A 12,013-nucleotide genomic window follows, 5' to 3' on the forward strand; every position below is an offset into this window, starting at 1 on the left:
CCCACCGTCCCTGGCCTGACCCCGAGGAGGACGCACCCATGCGCAAGATCCTGATCGTCGGCGCCGGCCAGTCGGGCCTGCAGCTCGCCCTCACTCTGCGGGAGCACGACTACGACGTCACGATGATGTCGGCGCGCACCCCCGAGGAGATCCGCACCGGCCGGGTGATGTCCACCCAGGCCATGTTCCACACGGCGCTGCAGCACGAGCGCGACCACGGGCTGAACCTGTGGGAGGCCGACGCGGTCGGGATCGAGGGGCTGGGCGTGTCGCTGGCCGCGCCGGACGGCACCCGGGCGCTGGACTGGTTCGGCCGGCTCGATCATCCCGCCCAGTCCATCGACCAGCGGGTGAAGATGGCCGGCTGGTCGGAGCTGCTCGAGGAACGCGGCGGCAAACTCATCATCTCCGGGGTCACCACCTCCGACCTGAACCACCTCGCCGAGCTGTACGACCTCGTCATCGTGGCGGCGGGCAAGGGCGAGCTGGTCGGTCTGTTCGACCGGGACGCCGCCCGCTCGCCGTACACCGCGCCGCAGCGGGTGCTGTCGCTGGCATACGTGCACGGGCTCGCGCCGCGCCCCGAGCACCCCGACGCCCCCGGCGTCCGCTTCAACATCGCCCCCGGGGTCGGGGAACTGTTCGTCATCCCGGCGTACACACTCAGCGGGAACTGCGACATCCTGTTCTTCGAGGGAATCCCCGGCGGCCCGCTGGACTGCTGGGACGACCACCCCGAGCCCGCCGAACACCTGCGCCGCATCCTCGAGCTGACCCGGACGTACGTGCCGTGGGAGTACGAGCGCTGCACCGACGTGGAGCTCACCGACACCCATGCCACGCTCGCCGGCGGCTACACCCCCGTTGTGCGCCGGCCGGTCGGCGAGCTGCCGTCGGGCCGGGCGGTGCTGGGGATGGCCGACGTCGTCGTCGCCAACGACCCGATCACCGGGCAGGGCGCGAACAACGCCGCGAAGTGTGCCGCCTCCTACCTCGACAGCATCCTCGCCCACGGCGACAGGCCGTTCGACCGCGCCTGGATGCAGGGCGCCTTCGACCGGTACTGGGACTACGCCCAGCACGTCACCACCTGGACCAACGCGCTGCTCGCCCCGCCGCCGGAGCACGTCCAGCAGATCCTCGGCGCGGCGGGGACGCACGACGCCGTCGCCCGCCGCTTCGTCAACGGCTTCGACGATCCCAGCGACTTCCAGCACTGGTTCCTCGACCCGGCGAAGACCGCCACCTACCTCGCCGGCTTCTGAGACAGCCGGCTCGCCTCGCTGGTCGGCGTTGGCGCGGTGGCGTCGAGGGGTGACCGGGAGGCCGGGATGGGAGTCACCGGCGGCACGGGAATGCCCAGGCGGTCGAGCAGCGGGCTGGTGGCCGCGGTGGTGAGCAGCGCCATCACGACCAGCGCCGTGAAGGTCGTCCGGTCGAGCACGCCCATGTCCAGGCCGATCTGAGCCACGACGATCTCGGTGAGCCCACGGGTGTTCATCAGCACGGCGAAGGTCGTCGCCCCTCGGCGGCCCAGCCCGGCCAGTGCGGCGGCACCGCCCGCCCCGATGATCTTGGCCGCGAATGCCACCGCCACGATCAGCAGGATCTCCAGCAGGCCGCGCCCGTCCACGGCGCCGAGATCCACCGACAGGCCGGCTGCGACGAAGAAGACCGGCAGCAGGATCGCCCCGAACCGCTCGATGTTCACACCCAGGTCCGGCGCGAGCCGGCCGAGGCTCGACCGGGGCAGCGCGGCGCCGAACGCGAACGCCCCGAACACCGGGTGCAGCCCGATCTCGGCGGTCGCCCACGAGCAGATCAGCAGGCCGACGACGGCGAAGGTGAGCAGGGCCGGGCCGACGCTGCGCGGATCCGCCCGCGCCGCCGCCCGCTGCGCCAGCACCCGGGCCAGCGGCGCCACGACGACCGCCAGCACGGCGACGAGGCCGGCGAGCTCGCCGACCATGCGCAGGAATCCCCACGGGCCGCTCGCATTCACCACGGCGACGACCACCGCGAGTGTGCACCAGCCGACGGCATCCCCGATGACCGCACAGGTCAGCGCCATTCTCCCGACGACGTCGCCGGCCATACGCCGCTCGGTGAGAATGCGGGCGAGTACCGGCAACGCGGTGATGGACATGGCGGTGCCAAGAAACAGCGCGAACGGCAGGAGGCCGACCGCCTTTCCCTCGACGCTCCGATGCCACGGATGCAGGATGGCGGCAGCGCCGATACCGCTGCCGAACGGCACCAGGATCGACGCGGCCGTCAGGGCGGCCGTCAGCCCTCCCCTACGGCGGACGTCACCGAGGTCGTGGTCGTAGCCGACGACGAACATGAACAGCACCAGGCCGAGCTGGGACAGGATGTTCAGGTACGGCCGGATGTCCGGGGGGAACAGCGTCCTCGGCAGATCTCCCGGCAGCAGGCCGAGCAGGCTCGGGCCGAGCGCGAGGCCCGCGAGGATCTCGCCGATCACCACGGGCTGTCGGCATCGGCGGGCCACCTGCGCGAACAGCGCGCTGAGGGCGATGATGAGCGCCGCGTCGGCGAAGACAACGGCGACGACATGGTCCGCGTGCGGGGCTGAGGCCACTGCGGGCGTCCTCTCGATTCTCCCCCGGCCGCGATTCCCCACGGCCGTCACCGGAAGCGGAATCGGAATCGGGCTGGCACAGATGGTATTCAGATTCGCTCGCCGATTCGCCTGTTCGGAGAATCTCGATCGCCGCCCGCGGCACTCTCCGGGCACCGTGCGGGGAGCCGCGCCGCTGCGGGCCGGGCCGGCCGGACGTGACCCGGACGACGGGCCAGGAGACGACGGACCAGGCCGCGCGGAACGCCGGGGATCGGATTGTCAGCCCGCGCTCGCCCCCACGGACCCGCGGCTCCTGCGCTCGCGCAGGCTACGCGGGCGCAGGGTCGGTCCGGAGGTCGACGTAACGCCAGGCGATCGGCCGGGCGCGCGGCCGGGCGCGCGGCCGGGCGCGCGGCCGGGCGCGCGGCGATCCGCCGCACCTGGTGGCACGTTCGGGTAGGTGAACCCGGTCCACACGGGCGGGCGCGGTATGGCCCACCGTCCGCCGCCGACCGTAAAGGTGCAGGTCACCTGCCTTTGCGGTCCTGGCGGCTACGGTCGATCGAGCCTGGCCCTAGCAGCCGGACAACGGCACACGCCAACAGTTCCGGCCGGCCAAACCACCGATCGTGTCGCATCTCACACTAACCTTCACCATCGTGACTTCCGGGTCAACATGGGGTAATTCCCGTTCCGGTCACGGAAGGTTCACGTTGCCGGGAACAGCCGTGAACGGGTGGTGGAGAGGAGTGTCATGAGTGCGGCGGACGCTCGATCAATCAGCGAGTTGGTCGACACGACGAGTTATCCCCTCGCCGACCCGGCCAACCCGCTGTGGTGGACCGCCGTCTCCCGCGCGCGGCACGATCTGCGCACAGACGGTTGTTGCGTGCTACCTGGATTCATTCATCCCACCGTGTTTCCCGCCCTGGCCCGAGAATGCGCCACCGTGGCCCCGCTGGCCTACGACGAGATCGAGACCGTCAACGCCTACAACATTGCGATCGACTCCGCGCTGCCGGCCGACCACCCCGGCCGGATCGCCATGCGCCGGGGTAACGCCTTCGTCGCCCGGGACCAGATTCCCACCGACTTCGCCATCCACTGGCTCTACCGCAGCGAGCCGTTCCAGCGCTTCGTCGCGGCCTGCTTCGGGCTGGTGCAGGTGCATGAACTCGCCGATCCGCTGGCCGGGCTCTGCCTGAACGTGATCACCCCGGGGCTGGAACACCCCTGGCACTTCGACACCAACGAGTTCGCGGTCAGCATGCTGACCCAGGAGCCGGAGTTCGGCGGCGAGTTCGAGTACTGCCCGAACATCCGCACGGCGCAGGCGGAGAACTTTCCCGCCGTCCGAGCCGTGCTGGNCGGCGAGGGCGCTCACCTCGTCCGGCGCCTGGTCCTTCGCCCCGGCGACCTGCAGCTCTTCCTCGGACGTTATTCCATGCACCGGGTCAGCCCCGTCCAGGGCGAAATCGCCCGACATTCGGCGATCTTCGCGTACACCGAGCGGCCGGGAGTGGTCGGCAGCGTCGCCCGCACCCGCCAGCTTTTCGGTCGCGTCCTGCCCGGCCACCTGGCCGCGGAGGCGAGCGCCGTGCGCGTCGACGCACTGCTGGACTGAACCCGCCCTCGTCGAGCCCCCGCGAGCCCCCGCCGGTCCCGACAGCCGCACCGCCGTTCGAGGAGGAGCGTCCCGCGTGCATTCCGACGCCGACCCCACCGACGCCAACACCACCGACGCCCATCCCGTCGACGCCCAACCCATCGACGTCGGTGCCGATCCGGCCGGCCAGTTCGACGACGGCCTGCGGTTCGACGACGGCCTGCAATTCGACGACACCGGCAAGGTCGCCCTCGACCACATCTACACGCAACCCGACCCGCAGGCCTACTTCAGCACCCTGCGGACGCTCGGCTACCACATCCCCCAGCTCGCCAAGCCGTTCTTCAGCCGGCTCATCGACGAGTGCCGGGCACAGCGTCGGCTCCCCCCGACCGTGCTGGACATCGGCTGCTCCTACGGGATCAACGCCGCACTGCTGCGCTGCGACCTGACGATGGACGACCTGTTCGAGCGTTACGGCGGCCAGCCCAGTCCGGGTCGGGATGCCCTGCTGGACCGCGACCGCGACCTCGTCCGCGCCCACCGCCGGCCGAGCGGGACTCGCTTCGTCGGTCTGGACACCTCCGCGCCGGCGATCTCCTACGCGCTGGCCGCGGGTTTCCTCGACGAGGCCGTCTGCGCCGACCTGGAGCAGCGGGACCCCACCGAGGCCGAACGCGCCCGCCTCGACGGCGCCGACCTCGTCATCTCCACGGGCTGTATCGGTTATGTCAGCGAACGGACGCTCGCCCGGGTGGCCCGCGCGGCCGGCGACCGGCGACCCTGGATGGCCCACTTCGTGCTGCGGATGTTCCCCTTCGCGCCGTTCACCGAGACGCTCGACGAGCTCGGCTACGAGACCGTCCATGTCGACGGGGTGTTCCCGCAGCGGCGCTTCGCCTCCGCCCAGGAGCAGGAGCAGGTCCTCGACACGCTGGCCTCGGTGGGCGTGGACCCCCGCGGGCTGGAGACCGAGGGCTGGCTCTACGCCCAGTTGCACGTCTCCAGACCGCGCAGCGCCGCTGGCCGCGGGGCGAATCGGCCCGTCTTCGGCCAGCAGCCCGCCGGCACCCTGACCGGGCGGCGAACCTGACGACCGTGGCGGCGGACGCGAGGACTGTGGCGGCGGACCCGAGCGCCGTGGTGAGCCAGTCGGTACCACCCAGGGGTGGCGACGACCCGCACGATCCGGTCGTCTCATGGGACCCTCGAGCTCCGGCGGACCCGGCGACGCCGGACCCGACACAACCCGATCAGCGCCCCCGGCGGCGCGCTCGGACCAGGCCGGGACTCCGCGCCCAGTCGAGACACCGAGACCAGCCCCACCGCCGCGACCAGCCCCACCGCCACAGCCAGCCCCACCGCCACGACCAGCCGAGTCCCTGAGACCAGCCGAGCCCCCCTGAGACAAGCCGAGGCCCAGGATGAACGCGACCCCATCCGACCAGCGCACCACCGGAACCTTCGCCTACGACGACCTGCTGCCCCGGGTGCCGCTGCCCACGCTCGCGGCGAGCTGCGAGCGTTTCCTCGAGTGGTCCGCCCCCCTGCTCACCCCGGCCGAGCGCGCGACGACCGCGGCGGCCGTGACCGCCTTCCAGGGCTCCGATGGCCCCGGTCCGGTCCTGCACGCCGCGCTGGAGCGCTACGAGGCGACCGAGGGCGTGCAGAGCTGGCTGGACGACTTCTGGGACTCCCGTTACCTCGGCCGGCGGGACCGCATCGCGCTCAACGCCAACTACATCTTCCTGTTCACCGACGACGACGCCGCCGGCGCGGCGGAGCAGCCGCAGGTCGAGCGGGCCGCGGGCCTGATCGCGGCGGCCGTCGACTACAAGCTGCGCCTCGACGACGAGCGGATCGAACCGNTCCGGCAACGCGGTCAGGTGCTGTCGATGGCCCAGAACACCTACCTGTTCTCCACCACCCGGATCCCCGGCGCCGTGCAGGACACCGTGCGCACCCCGTACAGCGACGCCTGGCCCGGCCCCTCCCCCGCGCGCCACATCGTGGTCCTCCACCGGGGGAACATCGTCCGCCTCGACGTGGTCGGCCCGGACGGGCACCCGTACACGCTCGACGACCTCGCCGCGGGCCTCACCGCCGTGCTCAAGGCGGCGCCGACGCGGGTACCGGCCGACGCCGCGGTCGGCCAGCTCACCACGAAGGCGCGCGCCGCCTGGGCGCAGAGCCGGGAGCGGCTGTCCGCCCTCGACCCAGCCAACGCCGCCGCGCTTGACACCATCGAGACCGCGTTGTTCTGCCTCTGCCTGGAGGAGGCCACGCCGGCCGACAACCTCGCCGCCTGCGACCAGCTCCTGCACGGCGACGCCGGCAACCGCTGGTTCGACAAGGCCGTCTCGCTGATCGTGTTCCCGGACGGCCGGGCGGGCATCAACGTGGAGCACTGCGGCCTGGACGGCACGACGATCCTCAGCTTCGTCGACGACCTGCTGTCCACCTCACCGCAGGAGCACTCGGCGAGCTCCGGTGCCCAGCCGCAGGGCCTGCCCGCCGTCGAGCCCGTCGAGTTCGTCCTCGACGCCGACCTGCGTGCGGACATCGCCGACGCCGGCGCGTCGTTCACGGACTTCGCCGCGGCGACCGCCTCGACCGTGCTGTCCTTCGACGACTTCGGCCAGAACCGGGCCAAGGCGCTGCGGACCTCGCCGGATGCCTTCGTCCAGCTCGCCTACCAGCTCGCGCACGTCCGGGCCAAGGGGCATGTGGGCGCCACCTACGAGTCGATCGCGACGCGGCAGTGGCGGCGCGGACGCACCGAGGCGATGCGGGTCGTCACCCCGCAGATCCATCAGTTCGTCGCGGCGATGCAGGACCCGGCCGCCGACCCGGCGGCGAAGCGGGCCGCGTTCCGTGCCGCCGCCGACGCGCACGTGCGCCGCGCGAAGGACTGCCAGGCCGGGCGCGCGCCCGAGCAGCATCTGTGGGAGCTGCAGTTCATCGCCCGCCGCCGCGGCGCCGAACTCGGGGTGAGCGAGCCGATCGCGCTCTACGACACCCCAGGTTGGTTGAAGACGCGTGACGACTTCCTGAGCACCAGCTCGGCGCCGTCGGTCAACGTCGAGTTCTTCGGCTTCGGCTCGACGAGCAGCCAGTGCATCGGCGTCGCCTACGTGCTGCTGCCGGACCGGTTCAACCTCTACCTGAGCACCCCACGCGCGGTCGCCGACGGCCTGCACGCCTTCGCCGAGCAGCTCACGATCGCCCTGCGCGAGCTGCAGGACCTCCTCGCCGACGAGCCGCCCGCGCAGTGACGCCGCCCGCGCAATAGATCCTCCCGCCCGGCCCGGCCCCGCCTCGGTTGCCGGGCCGGGCGGGACCCCCGCGGAACGCGCGGGCTCGACCCTTCCGTCAGCGGCGGCGGTCCTGGGGGAGGCGGGTGGGGCCGACGTGGCGGTCGAGCCAGTCGCGCAGGACGCGCATGTCACGCCAGGCGGCGGCGACGCGGTCGACGCATTCGGGCTCGGCGAGCCAGGGCGGCTCGCCGAACTCGCGGTGGACGGTGAGCGTGCGGTGCCGCAGCAGCTCGATGCGCGGATGGTCGGCGTCGTAGCCGCGCGGACGGGTCTTCAGTCGGGTGCCGGAGATCTCGTAACCGTCCTTACGCAGGCCCGCGACGACGGCTTCGAGCTTCGGGCCGGTGACGTCGTCGGCGACCGCGGCCCGTAGCCGCTCCACCTGGTCCGGCGCGGTCTGCCAGTAGCCGGTGGCGACCATCAGCCCGGCCGCGGACACCTGGACGTAGCCGCCGTGCTCGTTGTGGGCGCCGATCACCGTCTTGTACGGCGACTTGTCCTTCGAGAAACGGACGTCGCGGTTCGGCCGGAACAGGTGCGGCTCGCCGAACTCCGGTTCCAGGGCGTCGAGCAGGGCGACCATCGGGCCGCGCACGGCCTTGGCGTACATCTCGCGATGGTCCGTCCAGTACGCCTTGCTGTTGTCGGCCTCCAGCCCGTCGTAGAAGACCAGGGCTTCCGGCGGAAAACCGGTGAACTCCGACATCGGTACTCCTCACGTCGACGGACAGGACGGACCGCTCCAGCCGCGCGACGGCCGTTCGCGCTCGGGCCGCAGCCTATGACCGGGCACCGACAGAACCGGCCGGAACCCCACGGCCGCGTCATCCACGCCGCTTTCGGTCGGGCGGGAGCGCCGCCGGTTTTGGACGTCGGGCGCGGGTAGGGGACCCGACATACCGGCGTTGGCAGCGGCGGGCGTTGGCACCGGCGGGCGTTGGCACCGGCGGGCGCGGACAGCGGCCGGCGTGGGCAATGGCGACGCGCGACGAGAGGAACGGCTTCATGAGCCAGACCGTGGGCGACTTCATCCTGGCCCGGCTGCGCGACTGGGGCGTCGAGCACGTGTTCGGCTATCCCGGCGACGGCATCAACGGGCTGCTCGCCGCCTGGGGGCGGGCCGAGAACCGACCGCGGTTCATCCAGGCCCGGCACGAGGAGATGGCCGCGTTCTCGGCGGTGGGGTACGCGAAGTTCTCCGGGAAGGTCGGGGTCTGCGCGGCGACCTCCGGGCCGGGCGCGATCCACCTGCTCAACGGGCTGTACGACGCCAAGCTCGACCACGTCCCGGTGGTCGCGATCGTCGGCCAGACCAACCGCAGCGCGATGGGCGGCTCCTACCAGCAGGAGGTCGACCTGCTCAGCCTGTTCAAGGACGTGGCCAGCGAGTACGTGCAGGTCGTCAACGTCCCCGAGCAGCTCCCCAACGTCCTGGACCGGGCCCTGCGGGTCGCCCTCGCCGAGCGGGCCCCGACCTGCGTCATCCTGCCCGCGGACGTGCAGGAGCTCGACTACTCCCCGCCGACGCACGCGTTCAAGATGGTGCCGTCCAGCCTCGGGGTGCGCTGGCCGGCGGTGTCCCCCGACGACGCCGGCGTGCGGGCCGCCGCGGAGCTGCTCAACGCCGGGAAGAAGGTGGCGATCCTCGCCGGCCAGGGAGCCCGCGGCGCCCGGGCGGAGCTGATCGAGGTCGCCGACCGGCTCGGCGCCGGCGTCGCGAAGGCGCTGCTCGGCAAGGACGTGCTGCCCGACGATCTGCCCTTCGTCACCGGCGCCATCGGCCTGCTGGGCACCCGGCCGAGCTACGAGCTCATGCGGGACTGCGACACGCTACTCACGATCGGTTCAAGCTTCCCCTACACCCAGTTCCTGCCCGATCTGCACCAGGCCCGCGGCGTGCAGATCGACCTCGACGCCCGCTACATCGGGATGCGCTACCCGTACGAGATCAACCTGGTCGGGGACGCGGCGGCGACCCTGCGGGCGCTGCTGCCCCTGCTCGACCGCAAGGAGGACCGCTCCTGGCGGGAGACGATCGAGGGCAACGTCGCCCGCTGGTGGGAGACCGTCGAGCGGGAGGCGCACGTCGAGGGCAAGCCGATCAACCCGATGCGGCTGTTCTGGGAGGCCTCCGCCCGGCTGCCCGACAACACCATCCTGGCCGCCGACTCCGGCTCGGCGGCGAACTGGTACGCCCGCGACCTGCGCCTGCGCGGGGACATGCGCGGCTCGCTGTCGGGGACGCTCGCGACGATGGGCCCCGCCGTGCCGTACGGGATCGGCGCGAAGTACGCCCACCCGGACCGGCCGGTCGTCGTGTTCGAGGGCGACGGCGCCATGCAGATGAACGGCCTGGCCGAGCTGCTCACCATCGCCCGCTACTGGCACGAGTGGTCCGACCCGCGGTTCGTCATCGCCGTGCTGCACAACAACGACCTCAACCAGGTCACCTGGGAGATGCGGGCGATGCAGGGCGCGCCGAAGTTCACCGAGTCGCAGACGCTGCCCGAGGTCTCCTACGCCGACTTCGCCCGCGCGGTCGGCCTCGGCGGAATAGCCGTCGACGAGCCCGGCCAGCTCGGCCCCGCCTGGGACCGGGCACTCGCCGCCGACCGCCCGACCGTCCTCGACGTCCGCACCGACCCGGACTTCCCCCCGATCCCGCCGCACACCACCTTCGAGCAGGCCAAGGACGCCGCCGAGGCCCTGCTCAAGGGCGACGAGAACCGCTGGGGCATCATCTCCGCCGGCCTGCGCACCAAGGTTCAGGAACTCCTCCCCCACCGCGCCTGACGCACCAGAACTTCCGTCCGGCACCCGGCCTGGCCTCCATTGCGGGTCCAGGTGAATCGAGAAGGACCGGGCGGCCGATGGAGGTCACCGGCCGCGATGCGAGCGCGGGCGTGACGCTCCCAGACAGCGACGTTCATCAGGACGGGGTCCACAGGAAAGTGCCTGCTTCGTGGAGGTGTCGTCGGATGACGGTGGCGGTGAAGGTGTCCTGGTCGAAACTCGGCATCCACGTGGTGGCCTGTTCCAGGTACCAGGCGATGATCCACAGCCGGTGCCAGCCCAGCGCCCACCGTTCCGCCGGCAGGCCCGCGCGGGAACGGGACGCCTCTGCCGCCCCGCCGGCCCTGATGTAGGCCCAGATCAGCCGTCGCAGGCTCGCCGAGTCCGCCGGCTGCTGGGTTCCCTGCCAGGAAGCCAAGTCGAGCAGGCCCGGCCCGATGAAGGACCGCGCCCAGTCCAGCAGGTGCCATCCGTCGTCGCGGACGTGCAGGCTGGTCGGGTGGAACTCGCTGTGGCACAGCCCGAACGGTGCCAGTTCGACGCCGTCGGCGAGGCGATCGGCGTGATCGGCGAGCCGCGCCAACGGCTCGTCCAGATCGGTGCTTTCCGTCCATCGTCCCGCTGCCCGCAGCTCCTCCAGCCCGGCGATGGCCTGACCTGGCAGGGCGGTCAACGCGACCCGGTCGAGAACCGGCAGCGCATCGGCGGGTTTCGCCTCGTGCACCGTGACCGCCGCGGTAGCTGCGTCGGCCATGGTCGCTTCCCGGTCCGCATCGCCGAGGTCCTCCATCAGGACGCCGAGCCGGCCGCCGCGAACGACGCTGGCGAATACCACCGGGACGGGAACACCCTGTCCGCGGACGTGTCGGAGTACGTCAGCCTCTGCCGTGAACGGCTCCCGCGCCCACTTGAAGATCATCTCACGATCACCGGCGAAGCGGACCCGTTCCACTCCGGACAGCGCCCAGGCCCGGACGTGGACCCGAGCGACCGGCGATCCCAGATGGGCCAGTTCGGCCAGGTCAGCCAGGAGCGGGGACAGCGCATCCATGAGTGTCTCTCCGAGGGGCTCGCCGCAACGAGCGGGACGGGACCGGCCGGTGAGGCGGGGTACCGTCTCCGGCCGGTCGGCTGGAGGGCAGGGGCAGGCGGCCGGGACGGGTCCGGTGAGGGCGAGGATCCGATCGATCCAGTCCCGCTTGAACGCGCCCAGGTCGGTGCGGAATCGGGTCAGATCGACGCCGTAGGGCACGACGGCCCCGCCGGACATGTTCGGTGACGACTGGCAGCCGTGGACGAACCGGCCGCCGAGGGCGGCATGCGCCTTCACGGTGGTGAGTCGCCGGTACTCGTTGAAGAAGCCTCCGCGGTAAAGGGCGTCGATCCGCTCGGCGTCGTCCGCGTCGAGATCGAACACCACCCGGGCAGTGGTGGGGAAGAACCACGCCGGTCCGATGTCGGAGATCTTCTCGGACATCTCCACCCGATTCAGCGCCGCCAGGGCCGCTGACTCCCGCGGGATGCGAAGGTCCTTCTCGGTGACGTCGCCGAGGTCCAGGTCGTCGAGGGTGTCCGGGGAGAACAGGTGGCCGTACACCTGATCCGCCGTGTGCAGGACGGCCGCCGGGTCGATCGGCAGCGGAACTGGGGATGAGCGGAGCGCAGATCGTCTGCGCCATCTGATCCCCTAGAGCCACGCGCCTGCGCGGTGCC

At 71.7% G+C, this 12,013-nt stretch carries 8 protein-coding genes and 2 pseudogenes; 7 read left to right on the forward strand and 3 right to left on the reverse strand.

From position 1 onward, the window contains the following. Positions 1-38: 38 nt before the first annotated feature. Positions 39-1,265: a styrene monooxygenase/indole monooxygenase family protein gene (locus UK82_RS09335; RefSeq protein WP_055406906.1), complete on the forward strand. Its 1,227-nt coding sequence runs from the start codon at positions 39-41 to the stop codon at positions 1,263-1,265. Here UK82_RS09335 and UK82_RS09340 read toward each other — a convergent pair. Then, on the reverse strand, positions 1,247-2,602 hold the full coding sequence (locus tag UK82_RS09340; protein WP_044886846.1) for a cation:proton antiporter: 1,356 nt from the start codon (positions 2,600-2,602) through the stop codon (positions 1,247-1,249). The two genes, UK82_RS09335 and UK82_RS09340, sit on opposite strands and share 19 nt — an antisense overlap. A 736-nt stretch (positions 2,603-3,338) precedes the next feature. Here UK82_RS09340 and UK82_RS42500 point away from each other — a divergent pair. From UK82_RS42500 to UK82_RS09355, 5 genes and pseudogenes are all read left to right on the forward strand, one after another. Continuing rightward, the coding region (locus tag UK82_RS42500; protein ID WP_236705705.1) for an arpA protein at positions 3,339-3,951 on the forward strand (613 nt) is incomplete at its 3' end. A 1-nt stretch (position 3,952) separates the two neighbouring features. Beyond that, positions 3,953-4,208, forward strand: a pseudogene (locus tag UK82_RS36785) (arpA protein); the annotation flags it as partial. A 76-nt stretch (positions 4,209-4,284) separates the two neighbouring features. After that, positions 4,285-5,283 (forward strand): class I SAM-dependent methyltransferase, encoded by a 999-nt coding sequence (locus UK82_RS09350; protein ID WP_063897459.1) that lies wholly within the window; start codon positions 4,285-4,287, stop codon positions 5,281-5,283. Positions 5,284-5,614: 331 nt separating this feature from the next. Further along, on the forward strand, positions 5,615-6,058 hold a 444-nt coding region (locus UK82_RS36790; RefSeq protein ID WP_236705706.1), incomplete at its 3' end, for a choline/carnitine O-acyltransferase. 1 nt (position 6,059) lies between these two features. Then, positions 6,060-7,465: pseudogene (locus UK82_RS09355) on the forward strand (choline/carnitine O-acyltransferase); the annotation flags it as partial. A gap of 97 nt (positions 7,466-7,562) precedes the next feature. Here the strand turns inward: UK82_RS09355 and UK82_RS09360 are convergent. Then, positions 7,563-8,213, reverse strand: coding sequence for a DUF2461 domain-containing protein (locus UK82_RS09360; RefSeq protein WP_044886843.1), 651 nt, complete (start codon positions 8,211-8,213; stop codon positions 7,563-7,565). Positions 8,214-8,512: 299 nt separating this feature from the next. Here UK82_RS09360 and UK82_RS09365 point away from each other — a divergent pair, with 299 nt between their 5' ends. Continuing rightward, positions 8,513-10,300 (forward strand): thiamine pyrophosphate-requiring protein, encoded by a 1,788-nt coding sequence (locus tag UK82_RS09365; protein WP_044886879.1) that lies wholly within the window; start codon positions 8,513-8,515, stop codon positions 10,298-10,300. Between the two features lie 136 nt (positions 10,301-10,436). On the opposite strand, the gene UK82_RS36795 is transcribed toward UK82_RS09365, so the two are convergent. Next, positions 10,437-11,897 carry a phosphotransferase gene (locus UK82_RS36795; protein WP_236705707.1) on the reverse strand — a complete coding sequence of 487 codons (1,461 nt, stop codon included), beginning with the start codon at positions 11,895-11,897 and terminating at the stop codon, positions 10,437-10,439. Positions 11,898-12,013 lie beyond the last annotated feature (116 nt).

The sequence above is a fragment of the Frankia sp. ACN1ag genome, from assembly GCF_001414035.1.
GTDB classification, from domain to species: domain Bacteria; phylum Actinomycetota; class Actinomycetes; order Frankiales; family Frankiaceae; genus Frankia; species Frankia torreyi.